Here is a 23,456-nt window from a genome sequence, read left to right on the forward strand (position 1 = left end):
TGTTGATCAGGCAGATTGTCTCAGTCGGCCCTGCTGCGTCTTGAACTGGCTCGGCCGTCCACTACGGATCGACAGGGTCACGTCCTCGCGCTTTGCCAACTCGCGCAGGTGCTCGTCACGCCGCTGCTTCGCGACTTCGAGGTCGTCGGTATTCAGCGAACGCCGAATGCGTTCCTTCGTGTAGTTGGGCAGGTGGACCGTGCAATGGAACCACCAGGTTCCATTGTTGTTCCACAGGTGATGGTTCGGATTTGCCCTGCGGCAACTCTCGATAACTGCTTCGAATTGAGGCATTTTGTGCTCCTCGTTCGGGGTCTAAGACCGGGAATGGGGAGCATCGCTTACGGCTGCCTGCTCGGTTCGGGGGCCGACTTCTTGTGGAAGCGCTAATCCGACCCGAGGTTCTTCGGAACGCGGATGGTTTCCGAAGACTGCTTTGGATCACAAGTGATCCCAGGCATTTGTTTGCACGGCCCAGCTTGGTACCGGCCACATCATCCTTCTCTATTCGGAAGGCGAAGCACCTTGGTGTGCCAACCAGGTTGCCGGAGTCGGGGTGCCGACTCACTCGCGATGCTGGACTATGTTCTATGCGTCTTAATCCTACCTGACAAGGGGGATTTCGCCATTTCGGCGTTTTTTTTCTATAAAGCGTTTTTAGAACCAGCCAGAACACCTGTGGACATGTAGAGTTTGGACCACCTTCCCATATGGAGAAGGTCAAAGGTGGGCATTTTGTGCATGTAATCGCAGGTCTTCAAGCGAAAGCGCGAAGAAGTAAAACAAACTTCCCCGCACTCTGCGTGACGGGCATTTCATCACTTCGAGTGCGGGGAGAAGATTGCTCGGAATTTGTGCCCTTTTTCGCCTACTGGCCGCCGTCGTCGTGATCGGCCCGCGGACGGATATCCGCCAGCTTGATCGGCATCAGCACGCAAAGGTGATCCGGCTCTTCGTCGCATTTGAAGAGACACGGAGCCTGGCTCGATTTGATGTTCAGATGAATGTCCGGATGACTGAAGCTGTTCAGCGTTTCAATCAGCATCTGATAATTAAAGGCCACCTCGATCGCGGGGCCGTCGTACTCTACCTGCGTGTCGCCGGTGAATGTTCCGATGTCCGCAGCCATCGACGAGAAGTGGCAGAGGTTGTCTTCCAACTTCAGGATGATAGACTTGCTCTTGTCGTCGGAAACGACGCCGGCACGACGCGCTCCGGCCTGGAATGAATCGCGATTCAGCCGCACACCAACAGGAAAATCGCGCGGAATGACCGCATCGCAGTCGGGATACTTCCCATCGATGCCGTTTGTCCGAAATTCGACGTTGTCGATCTTGAAAGCGACCTGGCGCTGGCCGATCTCGACGTCGACGGAGCCTTCGTTGCCGAGAATGCGGCGAATGTCGTCCATCAGCTTGCCGGCAACGATCACGCGGCCGGTCTCTTCACCTTCGATATCCGCAACCGGCACTGTCATGCGAGACAGCTTCTTGCCGTCGGTCGCCGTGGCGCGCAGCGTCCCCTCGCGAAGCTCCAGCAGAATCCCCATCAGCACGCGACGGTGGTCCTTTGCCGGCACGGCGTAGGAAACGGCATCGATGAGCGATTTCAACTGCTTCTGGGTCAGATGAAACCGCGTGAGCGCCGTCTCGGGCTGCCACTTCGGATAATCGTCTGCTGGCAGCGTCACGAGCTTGTAGTCGTTCGTGTCGCTGATGACGCGCACCTGGCCGCCCAGATCCTCGATCTGGACCGAGGAGCCGGCAGGCAGCAGCCCGACAAGCTCCGCCAGCTTATCCGCCGGCAGGGTCAGCTTGCCCGGTCCACCAGCGGTCTTGCCGGGGATGCGGACGCGGACCATGGATTCAAGGTCGGTTCCGAGGAAGATGGCGTGATCGTCCTGCGCGTCGATGAGCAGGTTCGAGAGAACTGGCAGCGTGGTGCTGGCGCGCTTCAGCAGAGCCGCCACAACCGACGAAGCCTGGGACAAGTCCTTCTGATCGAAATTCAGTTGCACGTCGAAGCCCTTTGCCTGGGCCGCCGATACGCACGGCGCCCGTGAAATCTTGACTCCCCACACAAGCCAGTCTGAGGCCCCGGCGCAAGCATGGAATGCGGGAAATGTGGCCGTTTCAGGGCGTTTGGAGACGCGACCGCGGGATTCCGCTACTGGCCTCTCCTCCACTCCTGATAATGCAGGGGATGACCCTGCTCGATGGCCTTGTTCTGGAAGTTCGTCTCGTAGTCACCTCCCATTGGATCCAGGTCGAGGCGGCGTTCGTGGACGAGCTCCAGGAAATCGGCTCCGTGCAGCAGACCGTCGATGACCTCGAAGTACTCCGTCACGTCCGTCTTCATGAACAGGCGCCCGCCGGGCTTCAGCGTGCGTCGCAGAATCTCGATGAATCGCGGCTGCCACAGACGGCGGCGATGATGGCGCTTCTTTGGCCAGGGGTCGCTGTAGTAGACATGGTATGTGTCGACAGAATGCTCGGGCGGATAGTCCTCCAGGAAGTACAACGCGTCGCAGCGCAACACGCGCACGTTGGTCAGCCCGCGGCGGCGGCACTTGTCGTTGGTGCGATGCGTTTCGGAACCGGTCTTGTCGATCCCAAGCAGATTGATCTCGGGATGATCCTTGGCGTACTCGGCGCAGAAGAAACCGCTGCCGATACCAACCTCGATCTCGACAGGCGCGCTACGTCCGAACAGCCGATCGAAGTCGAGCGGCTTCTCTAGTTCAGCCAGATCGAGTCCGAGATTCCAGTGGCCGTCAGGCGCGGGGCGCAGTGGCGGAAAGCAGTCAACAGGGGGCGTTTGCGATTCCATCAGGCGGACTTCGGGGCTCCGATCGTTTCCTCGATGTTCGTCTTCAGAACGCTCATCTCCGGATCGACCTGCATGATCTTCCAGGCGAATAACCCCAGGAGACGCTTGACCGCATCCGTGCGTTCCGGCGTGGCGAGCTTCTCCAGACCGATCGTGATCTCGCCCTCGCGCTGGGTTAGCTTCACGAAGAAGTTCTTCGGGAAGTTGCGCTCCACAACAAGGCTGCGGATCAGCATCGTCTCCTTGCTTTCGGAGAGAAAGCACTCCTGCGCTTTGAACGTAACGTCATCCTCGCGAAAATCCGTTGGGTTGAACGCCAACCAGATATCTTCGAGAGTTGTTGGGCCCTGCAGAACAACGTGGGGCATGGGACGGGCTCCTTCCTTGTGGCAATCAGGCGGTCACAGAACCTGCAGTTCCTTCGGCGTGCGCGACAGGACCTTCGGCTTCCCTTTGGTCACGACAACGAGGTCTTCGATTCGTACCCCACCGAATCCCGGAATGTAAATGCCGGGTTCGACAGTGACGACGTGGCCGGGCTGCAGAACTTCCTCGCTACCGGTGCGAAGACGCGGATTTTCGTGAATCTCCAGGCCGACCGAATGGCCGAGGCCATGGGCGAAGTACTTCCCATAGCCGGCGCTGGCGATGATGTCGCGCGCGATCGCGTCCACCTCGCCCCCGGTCTTTCCAGCCACGCAGGCCTTCAGCGATTCCTTCTGCGCGTGCAGACAGACGTTGTAGATTTCCTCAAACTTCTTGTCGACTTTGCCGAGCACCGGCGTGCGGGTCATGTCCGAGCAATACCCGCCGTAGATCGCTCCCAGGTCGATCGTGATCATGTCGCCCTTCTTGAAGCGACGTCCGAGCGGATGGTGATGCGGACGGGACGCGTTTGGTCCGCTGGCAACGATGTTTGCGAAGGATTCGCCGCTGCCGCCCAGCAGTTCACTGCCGAAGCGGATCTCGCGACTCAGATCGACTTCTTTCACGCCGACTTTGAGCATCTCGTAGGCCCGAGCCATCATGAGATCGGCGATCTTCGCGGCGCGGCCGATCAACTTGAGCTCTCCCTCGTCCTTGATGGCGCGCAGCGACTGCACCAGCCCGCACGTCTTCACCAGCTTCGCCTTCGACGGGCGCACGTGGCCTTTCAGCGCATCGAACTCATCCACGCAGAGCGAGCCCTCGAAACCGATCGTCTTGTAGCCGGCCTTCTTGAAGAAATTGACGAAGAACTCTTTGATCTTCACCATCGGCTGAATAACGACCTTCGCGCCGGTCACCATGCCCTGGGCGATTTCGCCGTACCGAGAGTCGGTAATCAGCGTCGCCTTGCGCTGATCGACCACCAGGATCGCATAAGTGCCTTCGAATCCGGTCAGGTAGCGGATGTTGATCAAATCGCGAATGTAAAGCGCCTCGATCTCATTGGCCTTCAGAAGTTTCTTGAGAGCGGGAATCCGAGTGTTCCTCTTGGCTTTCGCTGCGGGCATAACAGGTGACCTCGATACAGGATTGCACAACAGCGACAGGGAAGCAGAAGGGGCTGCGGTGGGACAAGAAGGAAGTTGTTTGGCCACAGTTGGAGAGGATGAGCGCAGGCGACTTGAAGTTCTGTGTTCGTCCAGCGAATCTGTGGCTCACATCTTCCCTTGCGCGGGGAGCGCTCAGTGTCGTCATCTCAGAATTCGGCTGGTGAACAGGTCTGGCCACTCACTCGAGAGATGCCGGCTCGCCACAAGGCGGCCGCGCGGAGACGACGCAGCATGAATTTCCGAACACTTCCATCAGAAATCGCCACCTGGCTCCGCCAGGTCTTCAAGCCCAAGAACCTCTGGATCGTCGCGCCGATTATCCTGGCTGTGCTGGTCGTCTACATATCGCAGCACTTCAATGTCCTGACCGGATTGATTGATCGTGGACCGCTGGAGATTATCGCCCTCTGGCTGGTTTCGATCTCTCTGCTGACATTCGCCGGTAAGAGTGCCGCCAGCCGCGATCCGCTGGCGTTTTACCTCACCGTCCTTCTGATGATCTTCCTCTTCCGTGAATTGGACGATACGACGCTCTCTCTGTTCGGACGAGAGCTCACTGTGAACTCAAAGGGCCCGGTCAATCTCCTGATTGTCGCGATGGCAGTGTGGGGAGTCTTCTGGCACGAGAAGATTTTTGGGACTTTGAATCGTTCGAAGGTCCTGCAGGTTATGTTCTTCGGCGTGCTGCTGACCTACGCGCTATCGCAGATCATCGCGCGCCGGGCCTTCCGCCACATTCTGCCGAACGAGCCGGAACTGCACATTCGCTTCGAGGAATCCGCAGAAACCGCCGCGCATCTCTTCATGCTGTGCTTCGCGATCGCATGCGCGAAACTCATCCCGAATCGCAGTCGCACGAAAGACTGACTTCTACTCAGCCACAGATAAGCGGGATGCACACAGATTCTCAAGACATCTGTGTTCATCGTCCCAATCTGTGGCAAGCTCCTAAAAACGACGAGGCCCGGGGACATCGCGACCCGGGCCTCGCTTGGAAGGAGGTACGTCATGGCTGGTAAGCTTGTGTGTTATGCGGACAGCAGTCCGTCCACGTGTTGGCGGATAGCCGGGCGGCGCAGCTTGTCCAGCGCGCGGTGCTCGACCCGGCGGACGCCTTCCTGGCTCAGGCCAACGAGGCGGCTCGCCTTGCGCAGGCTGTAGGAGCGGCCGTTGCGGAATCCGTAGCGCAGTTCCATGACTTCGCGCTCGCGATCGTTCAAGAAGTCCAGCACGTTGCAGACGGCTGCGCGGGTCTGTTCTTCCTCGATATCGTGCGACGGTGAGATGGCATTCTCGTCCGCCAGGGTCTCGGAGAAGGAGCGCCCATCGTCCTCAGGCTCGGCATCGAGCGACGCGAACGAGTGATGCATCTCAAGCATGTCATGGATCTTCTCGATGGGCACGTCGAGGTCGAGGGAAAGCTCTTTGGGGGTCGGCTCGCGGCCAATCGTCTCCAGGAAGCGCTGCGTGCACTCGTTGATCTTGCCCATCAGGCGGGCCTTGCGAACGGGCAGGCGGATCATCGAGCCCTGGCGATGGATCGCGGACTGGATTTCCTGGCGGATGTAATAGGCGGCGTAGGTGGAGAAACGAAAGCCTTTGCGCCAATCAAACTTGTCGATCACCTGCAGGAGACCGATATTCCCTTCCTGAACAAGGTCAGCAACGGACAGGCCGCGGTTCTTGAACTGGAGGGCGATCTTGACGACAAAGCGGAGGTTGCAGCGGAGAATCTCCTCGCGTGCAGTCTCGTCGCCGGTCTCGTGGCGCTGGAAGAGAGCGACTTCCTCTTCGCGATTGAGAACCGGGTGGTCGCAAACCTGGCGGAGATAGTCTTGCAGGCCATCTTCGGAGTAATTGCGCTTCTTGGTCGCCATTTTCATGGTCTCCCTTCGCGGAGTTGCCTCTCTTAGGGCAAGCGCCGTACCCCGATACGTGTTCAGGTGTTCATTATTTTCAATCCTATTATTATCAATGCTTTACAAATCGTCTCCGCCAAGCAGTTGTTGGCACGATTTCGATTTCGAGGCCGATTCGTGCAGTTTTCCGCACGCCTCGGTCGCGTGCTTGCAGGTTTCCGCACTGGCGATTTGGAGGGAAGATCTGGCCGAACGAGGCCAGTGGTTGGGTCGATCTCAGGACTGAATCGAGGTAATGGCTATTAGAGAAAGAATGAAGCAGGGCAGCCCGCAGACAAAGCTAAGGTTTCGTAGCGTCCTGCATTCCGCCAGAACTTGCTCGGAATCCTCGCCCGGGAGGATCCGTAGATATGTCGCGGCGAATTCACGTACAAAGCATACGGGTGGAGGTGCATCCCAGGCGCCTGGTTCCAAATCGCAGATTCGCCGGTGCATCTCCTCCAGCAAGAGCTGCAGTTTGAACCAATAACGCATCCCAGTCACCAAGGAAGCAATGAATAGGAGGATCCCGAGAACTGGACCGAGCATCTTCTCCCCTCACAACTCTGCGCCTTCTGCGCTTCTTCGCGGCTGGGGGAGCCACTCGAAGTCACAGAAGGCGCAGGTTCAGTTCGCTACGTCCGATGTTGCCGGTGATTACTCGGCGGCGTCTTCCTTCTTGGGCTCGTCGTCGCTGAGGCCGGGAAGGCGCTTCAGCATGTCTTCCAGCTTCAGACCCGTCATCGACTCGACGACCGGGGGCAGACCGGCGATGATCTGCGCGACGTCCTTGGTGACCTTCTGGGCGCCGGCGCCACCGTCGCCACCGGTGCTGACGATCGTGATCTTGTCGGTCTTCGACAGCGGGCTTGCGATTTCGCGGGCGATCTCGGGCAAGCGATCGATGACCAACTGCGCGATAGCCGCCTGGTTGTACTGCTTCCAGGCCTCGGCCTTCTTGCGGTTCGCTTCGGCTTCCGCGAGGCCCTTGGCCTTCAAGGCATCGGCTTCGGCAAGACCGGCCGCGCGCGTAACGTCCGCCTGTGCAAGACCGGTGGCCTTAATCGCTTCGGCTTCGGCAAGACCGTTGGCCTTCACAACGTCGGCGTGCGCGAAACCGCGCTTCTTTTCTGCCTCACCTTCACCGAAGGCCTCGCGATCCAGCTTCTTCGCCTGGGCTTCGGCCAACGTCTCAATCCTGAAACGTTCGGCTTCGGCGGGCTTGCGGATCGTGGCGTCCAGCTCGCGTTCGCGGCGAATGATTTCCTTCTCCTGAACGTCGATCTGGCGGTTGCGCTCGACGAGTTGGATCTTCACCTCTTCGTCCTTGGACTTCTGCATCGTCATGTTGCGCTGGATGTCGTAGGCCAATTCCGCTTCGGCTCGGCGCTGATTCACGGAGGCTTCGTAATCCTGGACCTTCATGCGATAATCGCGGTCCGCTTCGGCGATGCGCGTTTCCGCAGCGAGACGAGCAATCTGTCCTTCCTGATTTGCCTCGGCGCTACGTGCCGTTGCGTCGCGATCGGCTTCGGCCTGGCCGATGATGGCGTCGCGCTTGACCTGAGCGGTACGGGGCTTGCCGAGCGCGTCCAGGTATCCGTTGGGGTCCGTGATGTTCTTGACGGTGAAGGACACGATCCGCAGACCCATGTTGCGCATGTCGGGAGTCGCGATTTCCTGCACCTTCTGGGCGAACTTATCACGTTCCTTGTAGATTTCCTCGACGGTCAACGTGCCCAGCACGGCGCGCAAGTGACCTTCCAGCGTCTCCAGGGCGACCGTGCGGATTTCCTGCTCTGCCATGCCGAGGAACTGCTCCGAGGCGGTGTCGATCGAGGCCTGGTCACTGTCGACTTTCACCTGCGCGACACCGTCGACGATGACTGGCACGCCGGCCACGGTGTAGACTTCAGGCGTCCTGACGACGAGCGTCATGATGTTCAACGATAGACGGTCGATACGCTCCAGAATCGGCCAGACAAAAACGCCGCCGCCCCGGATCGTTCGGAAACCTTTACCGCGCCCTTTCCAGAGCTTACCGGAGATGACAAGTACTTCGTTCGGGCCAACCTTCTTGTACCGCGATGCAAAGACGATCGCGATCAGTACCAATACTGCGACGAGAACGATGATCACGACCGCAAATGTGATATCGCTCGCGCTTGCGCCGCTTATTTGAGCGAGCATTGAAACCGGGGTGGCAGTCACGACAGTTCCTCCTTCAGGGATGTCGAGTGGTTCACGGTGTGTTTTCTATCCACATGTCTATACGGGCGAAGTCGCCCTGTATTCGACAGAATCGCACGAATTTCAAACGGCCGGTTGCTCAGGAGTCGACTCGGCCTTCTCGTCGACCTTCTTACCGCTGAGGTCGATCGCCCTCACGAAACAGATTCCGCCCACGACTCGCTCAATCGAGACGATGGAGTTGTGCGGGATCGCCTTGCCATCGATGGCACGAGCCGGCCGACATTCGCGGCCGCTATTGCTCTCGAAGACGATTTCGCCAGTGCCTTCAGCAGGGATATTCGTGAAGACCTGGGCATCCATCCCGACGGCGTCGGAGAGTTCGAAAGACGTCCCGCCCTGCTGGGCGAGCAAGACCTTATAGAATCCGAAGTACACAATACTGGAGCCGAGAAGACTGCCGGTCAGACCAAGCATGGCGCTGCCCAGGGCACTCAAGTGAATCACTTGAGAGCCAATCAGGCCAACTCCTCCGAAAAAGGAGAGAAAGGCCGCGATCACCGGACCCGAGAATGGTCCGTGGCCCGTATCGGCCCCGAAGTCCAGGATCTCGCCGAAGATCAGCGAGACAAGCATCAGTGCCAGTCCAATGAACAAACAGGCCCAGTAGATAGTATCCAGGGAAACATGGGACAAATCGAAGCCGAACATTGGTCGTGCTCCCTTAGCGCACTCGATTCGGTACAGTTGGACAACTGCCGTTTTTGTGCAGAGGCGGCAAGTGCAATCCGCCTTCTGGTGCGCTCCGGCACCTATACGGAAGTGAAATGACGGGTATTCAAGAAAATCGGCGGAATCGGATCAGAGCCAGCCGGCCAGAACCAGGGCGATCGTCGCCACCCCGACCACGATGCGATAGATTCCGAACGGCGCCATGCCGATGCGCTTCACGACCTTCAGGAACCAGGCGATTGCCGCCCAGGCAACAAAGAAGGAGACAACCAGCCCAACCAGCACGGCCAGCAAACCACCATCCATCTGCATCAGGGCGTCGCGATTCTTGATCAGGCTGTAGATTGTGGCGGCGCCGAGTGTCGGCAACGCGAGCAGAAACGAGAAGTCGGCCGCCAGTGAATTGGAGAATCCGCGCAATTGGCCCCCGACGATGGTCGTCATCGACCGCGATGTCCCGGGAATCAGGGCAAAGCACTGCGCGACGCCGACAAGCAGCGCGTCGACGGGCTTGATCTCGTCGATCGAATCGCGCTGATGGCGATCACCCTCCAGCAGTTTCTCCGCCGCAATCATGATGAACCCACCATCAATCAAGGCAACCGCGACGATCCCTGGGAAGAACAGGGTCGCCTGAATAACATCCCCGAGGAGCAGCCCGACGATCGCGGCCGGAAGAAATGCCAGGAACAGGTTGATCAGCAGCCGACGCCCGGAAGCGTCCCTTCCGAAGATGCCACGGAACAGCCCGAGAACGCGCTCGCGGTAGTACACCGCGACTGCCAGGATGGCCCCCAACTGGATCACAATGATGTACGAATCGACCGCCGCTCCATCCAGACCCAACAGGGCATTGGCCAGGATCAAGTGCCCTGTGGAGGAGACGGGAAGGTACTCCGTCAGACCTTCGACGATTCCGAGGATGATGGCTTGGAGAAGAGTCATGAGCGAGTCGGAATCCACCGACGCCCCATCAGGCAGGACCTAAAGGTCTTCCCACGCATATCAATACACCCCCAGGCGGACCATCAGAAGCGTCCACAGACTGGCAACGCCGTCGCCCCAATAGATCTTTTTCCCCTCGGCTCGCCCCCGAGGAAAGTAGGATATCGGAATTTCCACGATGCGCCACTTGTGCAGAATGAATCGCGCGGTCAGTTCCACCGTGAAGGCAAAATCGTTGTTCTTGATGCGCATGCCGGCGACGCAGCGTTTGCGGAAGACCTGATAGCATGTCTCAACGTCGGTCATGCGTTTGCCCTGCAGTTCGTGCCGATACAACAGGTTCACCCAGATGTTGATGACGCGATTTCCCCAATACTGGAGCGGCGTCATCATCGGCTTGCCGCGCAGGAAGCGGGAACCGAAAACGACGTCCGCCTGTCCCGACTCGATGGGCTCGATCAGGGCTGGATAATCGCTGGGGTCCAGCTCGAGATCCGCGTCCTGAAAGATGATCAGGTCCCCCGCCGCGTGGTGAAGACCCACCTTCAGCGCATTCCCGCGGCCTTTGCGGCATTCCTGATAGATGACCTTTGTGTTCGGCATCATCTCCTGGCGTCGCAGTAATTCGCGCGTCCCATCCTGAGATGCTCCATCCACAATGATGATCTCTTTTTCGACAGGAGAACGCCGCACCTTCTCGAGTAACAACTCGATGGTGCGGACTTCATTGTAGACTGGGACGATGACGGAAAGTTTCACGGCGATTTCAGGATTCTGGGATTCGGCGCGGGCGGCCCGACTGCAACTGCCCCGACAGCCAACCCGGACGGCGCGGGCGTGTAAAGAGGATTGAGGGCGTCCAGCTTACTCCCCCACTTGCAGGAGAACTGTTGGAGGCATCGCGCGCCGCTCGGTTTGAAGCGCCAATGCCTCCTCCTCGGAAATCAGGACGGCAATCGTCCGAACGCGATATTTCTCCGCCAGGCCCTGGATAACCAGTGGATCCGCATCGGTCGTGACGATTGGCGCCTTGCCGAGATTCGGCTCGATCAGACCTCGAGCCACGAGCGCCACCTGATCCTCGAGGCGGAACTGCTTGAACTCGCCCGGCTCAACGATGGCCTGGCGACCAAGGGGATCGTTCTTAGGGAGCATCGAGGCGTACCACTCATTGCGCAGGAAATTCGCGCCAGCCACAAAGAGGTCTGGACGCTCGCCAAGAACATACTTTGCGTACCAGGCCCCGTAGATGTCCGCATCGCCATGCGTAATCAGCACGGCGTTCTCGGGAACGGCTTCGATGAGTCGATCGATCCATCGAGCAGCCAGATCGTCTCCGGAATGATCAGCCACGCGCCAGTTCGACAGGACTGCAATCAAGACAAGAAGCGCGGCGAAGATGTGCAAGCGACGGTAGAGCCCGGGATCCTCTTCGTAGCGAAAGCGGCGACCAATCCACCGCATCGAAACAAAAGCACCGACAGCGAGATAGGGAACAAGAGCGATCAGAAGACCAAGATAGTAGTCCGCGATGTCCGGAATGTTGTAGGTGAAGATGAAAATCAACTGCAGAAAGAGCGGTCCGCACAGCGCAATCGTCAGTGCGCGGCTACGACGCGCCATCGATGCTGCGCCGAGGCCGGCAACAAACCAAAGCCCACCACCGATCAGAATCGCCAATGCCGCTCGCAAGACCATGCCAGCCGAGGCCGAGGCCCGGGGGCTGGATATCATGAGCGTCGTGAGTCGATAATCGCCGATGCCGCCCAGGAGTTGGCTGCCGAACGTTGCGATCACTTCCAACGCTCGCCCGCCTGCAAAGGCAATGTACTGGCCTGCCGTAAACCGAACTCCCTGGCGCGCAGAGAGAAACCAAACGTCGCGGTAGTCTCCCCCACCAACCAGCCAACGGAAGCCGCTCCAATTCTGTGGATTCCCCCAATTGATCGGGGGATGTGAAGCGGCCCGTAGTGGCACATAGAGGTAAACGAGAAGCCCAATCACCCCACCCACAGCAGGCAATACAATGGACATCGCAGGCCGGTGGCGTCGCTGAATGGCCTGCAAGATGCGCCAGGCCAGCAGCGGCGCCATACATAGTGAAGAAAGGTGATTCGTGAGTGCCAATCCCTGCAGCAGGCCAGCAAGTGCAAGCCTGCGCGGGCAGAGTGGCTCGTTGGGATTCGGGGCAAGAACCAGAAGGAGCGCCGTCAGGAACACGGCGTTCAGCGAGTAGACCTCGATGATCGTCGCGGAACTCCAAAGCGAGGCCGAGGCAGCCGCGATGGCGCCACACGCGGGCGCAATCCACCGCGACTTTTCATCTCCGCCGAAGTCCCGGATCAATCGGCCGGCGAGTGCCGTAATCATCGCGGCGGTGATTGCAGCGAAGAGAGCGCAAAGCAACGCACCGCGGAAGTAGGCGCCATCGCCATGGGCAAGCGGAGCGAGAAGAAGTTCCAGCAATGGATAGCCCGTAGGATGCGGAATACCGCCCACAGCGGCTGCCGCCAGAAGTTCCAAGCCATCACCGAACTGTGGATCGCGGGCTGCCGTGAAGGCGTAGAGTGCGAAGGACGCCAGGCCGACGATGGTCGGCGAAACCCAGAGACGCGGCGTTGCCTGGCCAGGCTCCTGCATCAGCGCGGCCCTTCGACTCGATAGACTGTCGTGTAGAATTTCTGCCAATCGTATCGGAACAGCCACGCCGCGGGATTCTGTGCCGTGCCTGGCTGCGACATGATATCCGGCAGGAATGGCATCAGCGTGGACTGGAAGGGCTCGTGCAATGGAACCAGTTCATATTGCGAGGAGAGGTAGTCCTCGTAGTAAGAAGCCCCATACGCACTGGAGAGAACGAGAATTGAACCATCCGGAATGCGCTTGGCAGGTTCCTGGTAACGAGCGCCAAAGGCATCGGACTGCACGGTTCGATTCGGTACATACGGTCCGAGATAGGATGCCGGACGTTTGGCGAAGAACGCCACCTTGTCGGCTGCAATGCTGCCGGATTGTCCCTCTCGATAAAGCTCGTTCGTTAGGATCAGAGTGTCCGGCCCCGCAGTCTCCCCCGCGAATCGCGAGGCCGCCACGATATCGCCGAAGGCCTCGCGCTGTCCCGCAAGCATCAACAGCGCGAATCCGCCGCTGAATGCGAAGGTCCCAATCATCAGGTAAGGGAAAAGGCGCTGCTTGATGGTGCGGTGATGCTTTCGCCAGCGCTCCTGCACGGCCCACATTCCAGCGCCAGCCAGCGCCCAGAAGAAACCGTACAGCGGCAGAAAATAGCGGGATTGGAAGCTGGAGAATGCGGACTGGGCGAACAATAGCACAAAGAACACGTACAAGCAGGTCCAGCCAAAGAACGGTCCACGCCGCATCCGGCTCCAGAACATCCCGACCGTTGCCCAGATCATCACTGGATAGGTGAGGAAATACGGAGTGTACGCGACGAAGGCCTCACCGTTCAGGAGAAGCACGCGCCAAGTGGCGAGTTTCTGTCCAAAGGCACGCTCCGCAAACTGATCCCCGTGAATGAAGCCATTCAAATAGACCCATAGCGGGATGATCAAGAGGCCAAGCAACCAGACAAGGGGCTTGAGTGGAAAATGCTTGAACCGTCGCCACACAATCCAAGTAACGACAATGATTGGGCCAAGAAGCAGTAGCCCCTGGTATCGCACAAGACAAGCCAGCACTGCGTGCATCGTCCCGAACGACAGAGCCCGTCGCGCCGACCAGACTTCGCGCTCGTCCGATGCAAAGGCGAGGCGCTCGATCGCCCAGTAGAAGAAGAGGCTGAAAGTCGCATCGGTCATCACGCGCGGCGCCCAGCGCAGGCTGATCGGCGCCACAGTGTAGAAGATGCCCGCGTACAACGCCGCTCGCGTCCCGAACGCACGTTGCGTCAGTCGATAGATCGGCCAGACGGCCAGGGCGCTGGCGACGGCGCTGACCAGTCGGCCGGCCCACAGGTAGCCGATGATGAAGTGCAGCGGGTAAACCAGGGTCGTGTAAAGCGGCGGCCAGATGCCGACCGGCTCCTGGAATTGTTGCACTTGCAGGATGCCGTCAGTGTACTCCCCAGCGTTCAGGGGAGTCAGGATCAGTCGAACAAGGAGATTCACACCGATCAGCACCCAGAGGTCACGCCGAGGATAGGCGAGCTCGCGGGCGATGACTTGCGGTGGTTGGATCTTCATGGGGTTTCTCAGTGTCGGGCGGTACGTTTCAGGTCTGAATAAGAAACGGGAAAGCTAGGGCTGGACGCCAGAAGATTCGTCAAGTGCTGGCACATCCTGACCCTCGGGAAGAATCCGGGCGAGCAGCCAGATATCGCAGCGTCCTTCCTTCAGCATTGCCGCGTAGCCGGCCCAGACTGTGTGCGACGGCATGTAGACGCTATCTGCCAGCGGGGCCGGAAGGGCCGCAGGCGTGGTCGTTAAGATCCTAGTCGGATTGTCGGCCGCGCGTCGCTGCACTCGGAAGTCGGACTGGACCGTCGGCAGTTCATCTGGTCGATAGGCGACCGTGAAGTAAACGCCGTCGGCGCTCGATCGGTAGAACTCCTGGTAGAACTCGAAGGGCGACTGAGAGCTGCCGTAGAGTTGCACGACGATTCCAACAGCGAACAAGACCTTCACTGCGGCGCTTCGCAGCATCGGCATCGGTTCGCGGAACAGGTAGACGGCACCCAGCACCAACGGCGCATGCAGTTGGAACACGTGCCGCGGTCCCCAATCCCAACCGCCGCTCCAGTTCTGCCACTTCACCATCGCCAGCGCGAAGGGGAGGAAGCTGCCGAGGACAATCCAGCCACTCCAGCGCTTCTGTGCGGGAGTCAGAATCCATCCCCAGATCGCAAGAATGAGCACCGGGCTGAAAAAGAAGATGCTCTTCCCCGGCGTCATCAGGAATCCGTGCAAACCGACGAAGACTGGCGTCGAGAACTTCACAGACTCTGCCTGGTCGCTGTATCCGCCCGTAACTCCCCCGGCATCGCCAAACCGCCAATTATTGAATGCGAGAAGCAGCGCATAAGAACCGACGACCAACGCACCGGAGAGCAGATAATCGCGCCATGGAAACTGGCCGGCAGAAAGCCCATAAGCCGATTCGCGACGGCGTTTCCACTCTCCTGCCAGAACGAGCGTCACACCAATTCCAAATGCAATCGCGGGCGAATCCATCCGCGTCCAAATCGCCGCTGCCAGTGCAAGTCCCAACACGGTCATCTGGCGGAGGCGATTGTGAGCAGAGCTCTCATTCAGAGGCGTCACGTACCAGCGAAGTAGCTGATCCAACGCGATCATCGCGAACAGTCCAGCAAGCGGTTCGGTGAAGTATGATCGCGAGTGCGGCCATGCCATGGTGCCGAACGCCCAGAGCATTGCAGCCCACATTCCGGCGCGGTGTTTTCCGTCGGAGAGAAATGAGCCCAGGCGCATGATCACAAGCGCCGTCAGAGCCATCACAAGAGGATTAAAGAGCGCAACAACGACAGCCCGACGCCAGGCTCGGCCGACGTTTGGATCCTGCATTCGGTACTGCGTGGGAAGCGTTGCGTAGAATGATTCCGCGAAGATCGACTGCGTGGCGCGTCCCAGCCAAACGAGGGGGACGCTCAGCACCGATTGCAGGGGAAGATACTGCGCATAGAATTTCCCATCGGGGCCGGGAACGGTGGCGAATGTGCGGCTACGCGGAACGACAAGTTGCCCGAGTTCCTCGCTGTACTCGATCGGCATGATCGAAAGCTCGCCTCGCAGGGCAATCGATTCGGCCGTGCGGAACATCAGTTCTCCGTCGGGCGAGAGCAGATGGCCGCCGGTCACAGCCATGTGCGCGACGAAAACCGCCAGCGCCACCCACAGATAAAGGAGGCGGCTGTGCAAGCCGCCTCGTGGCTGATTCTCAGAACGATCCAACGAATCCGGCACGGCAATCCTCAGGGCTGGGCCGGCGCGGATGCCGGAGCGATTGGAAGGTCTTCGTAGGGAACGGTCGTATCGTAGAAGCGCTGCTCACGCCCGACGAGGAAGTCGGAAAGGGCCTTCGTCGACTCCTTCAAATTCTCGAACGGCTCGGGATCCGTGATCAATCGACCGACAGTGCCTTCGCCGCGACGAATCTTCGTGATCACCGCGTCCAGGTTCTTCGTCGTCTCATTCAGGCTCTCGCTCAGTTCCGCAAAGTCTGTCTTTGTGTCGCCCATGAATGACACGGCGTTGTCGGTCAGGGTCGCGCTGCGCTGATCGACATTATTGACCGTGCGATTGATCGACTCGATGGTGACGTTCGCCTGCTCGGTCAACTGGGCGACCTGCTTCTTGATCGTCGCGACCGTTTCTTCCGCATCGGCAGTCATCGTGTCGATGCGACCACCCTCGGCAGCGAGTTCATTCGCGCGCACGGAGAACTTGCGCAAGTTGTTCGAAACGTCGCGGAAGTTCTCGATCGAAGCCGCCACGTTCTCCTCGTTGCGCTCCAGATAATCGTAGGCTTTGTCAACCGACTGGTTCAGGTTGTCGAGCGTCTCGCGAATCTGCGCAATCGTTGCATCGTCTGTGATGAAGTCCTTAAAGCTGGAAACGGTTGCCTGCAAGTCTGTAACGACGGCATCGGCTTTCACGAAGACGCGCTCCATGTCGAACGCCGCTTCTCCCGTGATGTAATTTCCATCGGTAAGTTGCCGGCCGCCCTGTGACGAGCCGGGGTCGATCTCGACGCGCTTGTCGCCAAGAAAGCCCTGCTGAACGAGACGGAACTTGCCGTTGTCGTACACAGTGACCTCATCCGGCAAACGAAGGGTCACGATCACATCGCCGGAACGCGGCGCGCGGCCGGTGTGCGCCGTCTCGCCTTTCTTCTGAACCTGCGTTGTGGGCTTTGCGAGCGGACGGTATTCAATGCCTGTGACGCGCCCTTGACGCACGCCCGCAACAAGGACGGGCGCGCCAACTTCCAGGCCGCTGACACTTTCGAACGTCACGTTCAGATTGTAGTTGTTTCCCGCCCAGAATCCGCCGATGACCGACGTGATTAATTGCAGTCCCACGAATGCGATCAGGACAAAGAGTCCAACGATCGTATCGGAAGTCAGCCGTCCACGTTTCTTGTTCATGGCAATTCCTTATTCGTGATCCTTTGACTTCAAGCGGCGAACCAGAAGCGAACGATCGACCATCGCGGTGGACAGTCTCTGGACGTCCTCCGACTCGGTCTGTGTGATCGGTCCGCGGGCTTCGCCGCAAATAAACTGCTGCACCACCGGATCAGACGTCCGCCGGATTTCTTCCGGCGTCCCGGTAAAGATGATTCGTCCTTCGTAAAGCATGCTGATCCGGTCTGCGATTTTGTATGCGCTCTTCATATCGTGCGTCACGACGATCGCCGTCATACCGTGGCGATGGTTCGTTCGAACGATCAATTCGTTGATAACCTCGCTGGTCACCGGATCGAGACCAGTGGTCGGTTCGTCGTACAGGATGATCTTGGGCTCGGCGGCCAGACCGCGAGCCAGACCGACGCGCTTGCGCATGCCGCCGCTCAACTCTGCCGGCAGCAGGTGTCCAGTGTCCGGCAGGTTGACCTCTTCCAGGAGCTCCTGGCACAGGCGATCGATCTCGGCCGTCGAACGCTTCTTCCTTTGATCGAGCGCAAAGCCCACATTCTGGCGCACGGTCAGCGAGTCGAACAGCGCGCCCATCTGGAAGACCATCGTGACGCGCTCGCGCACGTGATGGATCGATTCCTTGTCCCAGATGCTGATCTCGCGCCCGTCCACAATCACCCGGCCGTTGTCTGGCCCGATCAGCCCACAGATATGCTTGAGCAAGACCGACTTGCCCTCTCCCGACCGCCCGATAATGACATGTGTTTCCCCCTCTTCTACGTCGAGGTCCAACCCTCGGTAGATGAGCTTGGGGCCGAATGCCTTGTGCACATTGTCCAACTGGATCATGAGCGGCTCGCAGACAGCATCAATCGCGACCCCGCCGCGACGGGGTCATCGAATCCCAAACTCCCGACTCCCCCGCGGTGTGTCAACAGGACTGGCGGGCAGTTTGGCCGATGCTACTCTTTGAACTGCCAGACTTGCAGAAGTTGGAGAAGAAGGTCGACCTCGTCTGCGCCGCCTTGCTCGGCGAATGTCTGGAAACTGGCTCGGGCGCCGGAATCGGCCCGGTCGCTGATCGTGCGGAGGATCAGGATCGGCAGTCCGTTTTGCCCAGCCAGGGCGGCCAGTGCCGAGCCCTGCATGTCGACCGCCAACGCGTCAAACTTCTTCACGAGGGCATCGCGCTTCTTTGCCGACTTGATGAACTGGCTACCGCTGACGAGCGTCCCGCTGGTCACCTCCGCTCCGTCGAGGACCTCCGCGATCCCGTCCGCCATCCAGCCAAACTCGACGCGCGGGTCCGAGGGGATCGGCGACCAGACCTGGCCGTAGACCTCGATGGTGCCCTTATCGTGCTGAACGACGCGGGAAGCGTAGAAGGTGTCGCCAGGGGTAAGTTGCAGCCCACCGGCCATGCCGATGGAAACTAGGGCATCCGGTTCGAACGTGTCCACCAGCGCCTGGGCCGAGATCGCGTTGTTCACCATCCCCATCGGCGACACGACGACAGCGACCTCCAGGTCGCCAATGCGCCCGGCCGTCACCCCGCGTCCGGCGACAACCGAATCAGTCGGCGTCTCCATCGTCGAGACAATGCGCGTCTTCTGTTCAGCGAACGTACAGATAACGCCAACGCGCTGCTGGGCGAAGGCAAAGGGAGCCAGGAGAATGAGGAAAAGGAGGGCGACGAACGCCCTCCTTTGTCCGATTGATTGCGGCTCGACTTTGAGGTATCTCGCGAGTTGCCATTGCGTCAAATATCTCATATCATCTCACTCAAATCCAGATCGCGAATGCAGCAAAGAGAGAAAGCGACTGCGCTCCGGCAAGGTCCTACTTGGTTTCGGCACTCGTCGATTCTAAGGCCGCGATGGAATCCAAGAGCTCACCGTACGTCCACGTGCGCGCGATCTTAACACGCAGTCTCTCTGTTGATTCATTGCTAGTCTTCAGGAACGAGGCAAGATCCTTTGCGTCCAGCTTCCCACTCCTAAGCATCTCAGCCGTCGACCTATGCTCTTCCTGTTGCTCTTCCAAGAGTTGCGGGAGCTCCTCTTCCGAGACATCGTTAAGATCCGCAACCATGTCCTCCCATGAGGTGCGAACCTCGGAGAGACCCTGGGTGGAGTTCGGACACAATTCCCGATAGTACTTGAGAACTTCTGAGACGAGGGAACTATAATCTCCCGATCGGATGACCTTAGGACGTTCCGCCGCCTTTGGCATGTATTGGGTGATGCCTTGCTCCAGGTAAAGCCGCAGCAAGTCACAACACTCCCCAGCATATTCGCTGACAATACGATCCAAGAAGACCGCTCGCAGGCTAGCCTCACCATCTACATCCAGCAATGGCTCCATGAGAAATACGGGTAGCAGTGATTTGACGCTTGAATAGTCTTCTTCCAACACGATCGGCAATGAGACAATCAAGGTTGGCCGATACACCGACCCGGACATGAACGGAAGCGCTCCATGCTCAACCTGTGCACTCCATGCATTCAGCGTGCGGAAGAGGACCGACCTGTCTTCCGGTCCTCCCTTGCCGGCCGCAATTAAGTACGCGGCCGCAAATGCCTCGATTGCTTGCTGTCTTGTCCCAACTACTGGAGGCAAGTCCTCTACAGACTGGATCTGGTCGCAGTGCACCAGAAGTGCAATCGCGTGAAGAGACCATCCCCGCTCTGAAACCACGATCTCATCCAATTCCTCCCTCAGTTCCGGAGACATATTGCGGGTCGCGATAGCTTCATCAATCTGACTTGCATAGTCCTCGGACTGCGAATCATCGAAAGGATAAGACTCCAAACTCCGCATGAAGTTTGTAGAGTAAATCGTGAAGTCCACCAACCCACTTGTCTGGTCATTGGACGACTGACCAAAGAGGGTAGCAGAAATAGAGAGAATACCGATTATGCAGAGAATCCTGGAAAGTGTCACCATCTTCTCACCTCTGGAAAATCTAGTCGGCACAGCAATCGCGTTCCAACTTGAATCTGAATACATTTGTCCCCCCCATGTGATTTCGGAAGTACTCCTCATCCACTCCCCACGGTGGCGGATTCCCTGGCTGCAAACATTGGACTTGTTCCTCAGGATAGAGTGCTTCGAGGTTGCAGGTCCAAATTCAAGTGTGATCACATGAAGTGAACATCTGCTGCAGAGGAGTGATGGTCAAGCTCGTATACTGCCCATCGGCACTGAAACACGTCGATACAATGCGCGCCTCTTGCTCAGCAAACGTACAGATGACGCCAACGCGCTGCTGGGCGAAGGCAAAGGGAGCCAGGCAAGTGAAAAGAAGGAGGGCGATGAACGCCCTCCTGGGTTCAGCAATTCGATTCATCGCATCAATCCGAGTCCAGTGTAGCACTTCGTTCGATGGCCTCTGCCTGGCGACGCATGGCGTCTGCAATCTCTTTCAGTTCCGAGGCCTTCCACTCGGTGAGGCGGAATTGTTCCTCTTCCTCAGTGGGGATGGACTCGCTTTCCGAGCCCTTCAGATCGGCCTGTTTGGCCTGTGCATCGTGCCGGGCCTGCAGGACTTGAGCAAGCCCCTCCAGGCGCTGGGCTTCCTGCCCGAGCGCGGAGACGACTTCCGGCGCGTGGTTTGCAGCCTCGACAACTTGCCGGATAGCCGGCTCAATTCCCTTCGCAAGACTCCAGTCAGGGTTCGCTTCCACCAGGATCTGTCGATCCAGCAAGCGCTCCAACCCGGTCAATTGCTGCACCATGAAAGGCTGAAACTGATGAGGATAGTTTTTCTTGATGGCATCGATTGCCGTTTGACTGGGCCACGCCGCTTCAGGCGCCCCGGCAGCCGAGATGTCCGGATAGTTTCCGCCCCACTTCCAACAGGCATCCAGTACCTCGCGAAGATAGGGCTCTGTTTGTTCATAGGGATAAGAAGCCGCAAGGGTCCGAGCAAATTCCCCGCCCCAGTAGACTCTTCCTTTGAGCAGTTTCATCTGCTCTGACAGGGCTTCCCTGACTTCCTGATCGAAAGCAGGGGGAGTTTCATTCAATAAGAAAGCATCCAACGCGACCCTCTGCAGCCCGGGCGGGAAGCTCTTCAAGTCATGAGCGCTCCCTGTCCTTACGAGCAAGAAGACCATGGCGCGGACACACGATGACATCTTTGAAGACAACGCAGCATCGATCTTCATGCGAAGTGGAGTCGGAATATCCCCACCCTCTTCTGCAAGCCGAAGGAGTGTTTGGCGTTCTTCCTTGGTGAAGTTTCCAAAGTCGGGATTGTCTTGGAGGCATGATCCAATCTCTTCAACCACGTGCTCCCTGAACCGCTCCCGGTCATCCCGATCGTCTGGTCCTGCTTGAGCGCTTGCCAGACGTACCATAGATACGGCCAAAACAAGCAGCAGCGATCCAACTCTGTAAATGCTCGCGCAGTTATTCACAGGTCACTCCACAGGGATAGTTTGTGATTTTCAGTGCAGTCCTGTTCTTATTGAATGAATATCCATACCTCGTGGCGTCGAATTGAATGTCGGGGTAACGGCTATATATGGATATAGTTCCGTGAAAAGTCGTTCTTGCCATTAGAACGACGACCTGTCCCTCACGGGCAAGACCATCCAACTCTGCCAACGGATAATCCACAGAAACCGATGTCTCCTCCGTATGTTGGACGCCAAGCTGTCCGAGCATGGCCCCGAACAACTGGGGAGAAATCGTTGTTTCCTCGCTATTGGTAATACTGAGTTCTTTTGTGATGCTCCCCCCCTCTTCTCCACATTGAAGCTTCTCATAGCCCCCAAGGATGTCTGCCCAGTAATAAGTTGTTTGGATAGTACCATCGTAAACAGTCTTCACCAGATGCTCCGTATAATCGTCATGATAGGGCTCGGCGGGTTTGGGGTCTGGCAGGTCCGGGAGAAGTTGTTTGCGATAGAGTACAACTAGTGCTTCTACATTGCTGGAGGCTGCATCGATTGAATCTCCAGCGACATCGGTTCCATGGATTGAGTCGCAGTTGCAGGTCTTGTCATCAATGCTCACAGATACTCTCTTCTGGCTGTATTGACTGTTGTATGCAAGGCGAACTTCACTGGAAGCGGACGATCTGCCGATTCCATTGGCTGTGCTCTCATCCGGAAGCGACCATGTGAAGTAGTAGCGGGGATCCAGGGCGTATCGATCAGTATTGTCTCCGTCCTTCACGCAGTAGTCAGCATCCTCGTTGTACTCGGCGACGAAACTGACGTTCTTCTCCTCCACGGTCAGGTGATCGAAATCTTCCTCATGAGAAGGGAATCTAACCATAATTGGGATGTCCTCATCCCCGCCGCAGATGGTGAGATCTGGCTTCCATGCACCGAGGTCCGTGGCGTCGTTGTCGCATCCAGCGCTCGATACCGTGACTATTGCGGCCGGTGAATACCCCTCCGCACACTCCCTGCATGGTGCGGGTGTCGGACTGGGTGTGGGAGGGAGAGGTGTTGGTGACGGCGTCGGATCACCAATCAAGTCCCCACCATCATCGATCGGATTCACTGCAATCACGGGGCCGCTCACCAACGTCAGTAGAGCCAGTAGAATCAAGGGGCCATGACGTCTCATCAGAACTTGCTTTGCCAATTCCATCACTCGCCCCCTCCAATCAACTCCTGAGTCAACGTTTTTCGTTCGGCGAGCTTTTCGGCCAACGTATGATCCGGATATGCGTCGATCGCATTCTGGAGAATTTGCTGGGCAGTGCCACCAAAGGAGGCTTCGGCTTCATTGTTCGCGGCGAACCACGCGATTTCGAGATGGTAATGCGCAAGTTCCTGCGAGTACGGGAAGCTCGTGCTCAATTCGTAGATGTGTCGGACGGTGTCACGCTCTTTGACGCCGAATCCGTAGCGGGCGAGTTCCAGGAGGATTGCCATCTTCTCCTCGTCAGTGTCTGCTGTGTTGTACTCGTCCATCGCGTTTTGGAAGCCGATGGAGAAGGTCGCCTTGGCAGTCGGCTCTTCATCGTGCTGGTAGAACTTCCGTGCCAGGTTCATCTGCGCCCGATAGTCCATCGTGCCATTCACGAACTCGGCGACTTCTTCCATCGTATCGGCTGCGAGCACGAGTCTCTTCTCCTTCATCAGCGCATCGATCATGTACTGATATGCTTTGGTCGTGAAGAAGGTGTTACCGGGGTGTATGCGTCCCACGAACCACATCTGGACACGACGCCCGACCTCGGTGCAGGCT

At 58.2% G+C, this 23,456-nt stretch carries 21 protein-coding genes and 1 riboswitch; of the genes, 1 reads left to right on the forward strand and 20 read right to left on the reverse strand.

Going from position 1 to position 23,456, the window contains the following annotated elements; all coding sequences use genetic code 11:
• Positions 1-6: 6 nt before the first annotated feature.
• From KQI84_19010 to KQI84_19030, 5 genes are all read right to left on the reverse strand, one after another.
• Positions 7-294, reverse strand: coding sequence for a hypothetical protein (locus KQI84_19010; protein MCB2156973.1), 288 nt, complete (start codon positions 292-294; stop codon positions 7-9).
• A gap of 157 nt (positions 295-451) precedes the next feature.
• Positions 452-582, reverse strand: a riboswitch (SAM riboswitch).
• A 286-nt stretch (positions 583-868) separates the two neighbouring features.
• On the reverse strand, positions 869-2,017 hold the full coding sequence (gene dnaN / locus KQI84_19015; GenBank protein ID MCB2156974.1) for a DNA polymerase III subunit beta: 1,149 nt from the start codon (positions 2,015-2,017) through the stop codon (positions 869-871).
• A gap of 149 nt (positions 2,018-2,166) precedes the next feature.
• Positions 2,167-2,829, reverse strand: a complete 663-nt coding sequence (trmB, locus tag KQI84_19020) for a tRNA (guanosine(46)-N7)-methyltransferase TrmB (protein ID MCB2156975.1) — start codon at positions 2,827-2,829, stop codon at positions 2,167-2,169.
• A complete protein-coding gene (locus KQI84_19025; GenBank protein MCB2156976.1) occupies positions 2,829-3,197 on the reverse strand; it encodes a hypothetical protein in 369 nt (122 codons plus the stop codon). The genes trmB and KQI84_19025 overlap by 1 nt, the downstream gene beginning before the upstream one ends.
• Positions 3,198-3,230: 33 nt before the next feature.
• A complete protein-coding gene (locus KQI84_19030) occupies positions 3,231-4,325 on the reverse strand; it encodes a Xaa-Pro peptidase family protein (GenBank protein ID MCB2156977.1) in 1,095 nt (364 codons plus the stop codon).
• Between the two features lie 273 nt (positions 4,326-4,598).
• Between KQI84_19030 and KQI84_19035 the strand changes: the two genes are divergently transcribed.
• The gene (locus KQI84_19035) at positions 4,599-5,234 is read left to right on the forward strand and encodes a hypothetical protein (protein ID MCB2156978.1); all 636 of its coding nucleotides are present in this window, start codon (positions 4,599-4,601) and stop codon (positions 5,232-5,234) included.
• A gap of 161 nt (positions 5,235-5,395) precedes the next feature.
• Here the strand turns inward: KQI84_19035 and KQI84_19040 are convergent, their stop codons facing one another.
• The 15 genes from KQI84_19040 to KQI84_19110 all read right to left on the reverse strand — a co-directional run.
• On the reverse strand, positions 5,396-6,244 hold the full coding sequence (locus KQI84_19040) for an RNA polymerase sigma factor RpoD/SigA (GenBank protein ID MCB2156979.1): 849 nt from the start codon (positions 6,242-6,244) through the stop codon (positions 5,396-5,398).
• A 678-nt stretch (positions 6,245-6,922) separates the two neighbouring features.
• Positions 6,923-8,476 (reverse strand): flotillin family protein, encoded by a 1,554-nt coding sequence (locus KQI84_19045; protein ID MCB2156980.1) that lies wholly within the window; start codon positions 8,474-8,476, stop codon positions 6,923-6,925.
• A 102-nt stretch (positions 8,477-8,578) separates the two neighbouring features.
• Entirely contained in the window at positions 8,579-9,166 is a 588-nt protein-coding gene (locus tag KQI84_19050; protein ID MCB2156981.1) for a hypothetical protein, read from the reverse strand.
• A 150-nt stretch (positions 9,167-9,316) separates the two neighbouring features.
• Entirely contained in the window at positions 9,317-10,132 is an 816-nt protein-coding gene (locus KQI84_19055; protein ID MCB2156982.1) for an undecaprenyl-diphosphate phosphatase, read from the reverse strand.
• 60 nt (positions 10,133-10,192) lie between these two features.
• A complete protein-coding gene (locus KQI84_19060; protein MCB2156983.1) occupies positions 10,193-10,891 on the reverse strand; it encodes a glycosyltransferase family 2 protein in 699 nt (232 codons plus the stop codon).
• A 105-nt stretch (positions 10,892-10,996) separates the two neighbouring features.
• A complete protein-coding gene (locus KQI84_19065) occupies positions 10,997-12,772 on the reverse strand; it encodes a DUF2723 domain-containing protein (GenBank protein ID MCB2156984.1) in 1,776 nt (591 codons plus the stop codon).
• Positions 12,772-14,334 carry a glycosyltransferase family 39 protein gene (locus KQI84_19070; GenBank protein ID MCB2156985.1) on the reverse strand — a complete coding sequence of 521 codons (1,563 nt, stop codon included), beginning with the start codon at positions 14,332-14,334 and terminating at the stop codon, positions 12,772-12,774. The genes KQI84_19065 and KQI84_19070 overlap by 1 nt, the downstream gene beginning before the upstream one ends.
• A gap of 54 nt (positions 14,335-14,388) precedes the next feature.
• The gene (locus KQI84_19075; GenBank protein MCB2156986.1) at positions 14,389-16,026 is read right to left on the reverse strand and encodes a hypothetical protein; all 1,638 of its coding nucleotides are present in this window, start codon (positions 16,024-16,026) and stop codon (positions 14,389-14,391) included.
• A gap of 53 nt (positions 16,027-16,079) precedes the next feature.
• A complete protein-coding gene (locus KQI84_19080; protein MCB2156987.1) occupies positions 16,080-17,255 on the reverse strand; it encodes an MCE family protein in 1,176 nt (391 codons plus the stop codon).
• Between the two features lie 9 nt (positions 17,256-17,264).
• On the reverse strand, positions 17,265-18,095 hold the full coding sequence (locus KQI84_19085) for an ATP-binding cassette domain-containing protein (protein ID MCB2156988.1): 831 nt from the start codon (positions 18,093-18,095) through the stop codon (positions 17,265-17,267).
• A 113-nt stretch (positions 18,096-18,208) separates the two neighbouring features.
• Positions 18,209-19,018, reverse strand: a complete 810-nt coding sequence (mtnN, locus tag KQI84_19090) for a 5'-methylthioadenosine/S-adenosylhomocysteine nucleosidase (protein ID MCB2156989.1) — start codon at positions 19,016-19,018, stop codon at positions 18,209-18,211.
• Positions 19,019-19,085: 67 nt separating this feature from the next.
• Positions 19,086-20,192 carry a hypothetical protein gene (locus tag KQI84_19095; protein ID MCB2156990.1) on the reverse strand — a complete coding sequence of 369 codons (1,107 nt, stop codon included), beginning with the start codon at positions 20,190-20,192 and terminating at the stop codon, positions 19,086-19,088.
• Positions 20,193-20,599: 407 nt separating this feature from the next.
• A complete protein-coding gene (locus tag KQI84_19100) occupies positions 20,600-21,217 on the reverse strand; it encodes a hypothetical protein (protein ID MCB2156991.1) in 618 nt (205 codons plus the stop codon).
• Between the two features lie 442 nt (positions 21,218-21,659).
• Positions 21,660-22,853 (reverse strand): hypothetical protein, encoded by a 1,194-nt coding sequence (locus tag KQI84_19105; protein ID MCB2156992.1) that lies wholly within the window; start codon positions 22,851-22,853, stop codon positions 21,660-21,662.
• The coding region (locus KQI84_19110) for a hypothetical protein (protein MCB2156993.1) at positions 22,853-23,456 on the reverse strand (604 nt) is incomplete at its 5' end. The genes KQI84_19105 and KQI84_19110, both read right to left, overlap by 1 nt.

The sequence above is a fragment of the bacterium genome, assembly GCA_020444065.1.
Taxonomy (GTDB): domain Bacteria; phylum Sumerlaeota; class Sumerlaeia; order SLMS01; family JAHLLQ01; genus JAHLLQ01.

Excerpts from the sequence above, each read along its gene's own strand:
- KQI84_19050 (MCB2156981.1), bottom strand. The coding sequence starts at position 9,166 with ATGTTCGGCTTCGATTTGTCCCATGTTTCCCTGGATACTATCTACTGG.
- KQI84_19100 (MCB2156991.1), bottom strand. The coding sequence starts at position 21,217 with ATGAAACTGCTCAAAGGAAGAGTCTACTGGGGCGGGGAATTTGCTCGG.
- KQI84_19040 (MCB2156979.1), bottom strand. The coding sequence starts at position 6,244 with ATGGCGACCAAGAAGCGCAATTACTCCGAAGATGGCCTGCAAGACTAT.
- KQI84_19030 (MCB2156977.1), bottom strand. The coding sequence starts at position 4,325 with ATGCCCGCAGCGAAAGCCAAGAGGAACACTCGGATTCCCGCTCTCAAG.
- KQI84_19105 (MCB2156992.1), bottom strand. The coding sequence starts at position 22,853 with ATGGAATTGGCAAAGCAAGTTCTGATGAGACGTCATGGCCCCTTGATT.
- KQI84_19070 (MCB2156985.1), bottom strand. The coding sequence starts at position 14,334 with ATGAAGATCCAACCACCGCAAGTCATCGCCCGCGAGCTCGCCTATCCT.
- KQI84_19035 (MCB2156978.1), top strand. The coding sequence starts at position 4,599 with ATGAATTTCCGAACACTTCCATCAGAAATCGCCACCTGGCTCCGCCAG.
- mtnN (MCB2156989.1), bottom strand. The coding sequence starts at position 19,018 with ATGAGATATTTGACGCAATGGCAACTCGCGAGATACCTCAAAGTCGAG.
- KQI84_19055 (MCB2156982.1), bottom strand. The coding sequence starts at position 10,132 with ATGACTCTTCTCCAAGCCATCATCCTCGGAATCGTCGAAGGTCTGACG.
- KQI84_19085 (MCB2156988.1), bottom strand. The coding sequence starts at position 18,095 with ATGATCCAGTTGGACAATGTGCACAAGGCATTCGGCCCCAAGCTCATC.
- KQI84_19080 (MCB2156987.1), bottom strand. The coding sequence starts at position 17,255 with ATGAACAAGAAACGTGGACGGCTGACTTCCGATACGATCGTTGGACTC.
- KQI84_19065 (MCB2156984.1), bottom strand. The coding sequence starts at position 12,772 with ATGCAGGAGCCTGGCCAGGCAACGCCGCGTCTCTGGGTTTCGCCGACC.
- KQI84_19025 (MCB2156976.1), bottom strand. The coding sequence starts at position 3,197 with ATGCCCCACGTTGTTCTGCAGGGCCCAACAACTCTCGAAGATATCTGG.
- KQI84_19010 (MCB2156973.1), bottom strand. The coding sequence starts at position 294 with ATGCCTCAATTCGAAGCAGTTATCGAGAGTTGCCGCAGGGCAAATCCG.
- trmB (MCB2156975.1), bottom strand. The coding sequence starts at position 2,829 with ATGGAATCGCAAACGCCCCCTGTTGACTGCTTTCCGCCACTGCGCCCC.
- KQI84_19095 (MCB2156990.1), bottom strand. The coding sequence starts at position 20,192 with ATGGTGACACTTTCCAGGATTCTCTGCATAATCGGTATTCTCTCTATT.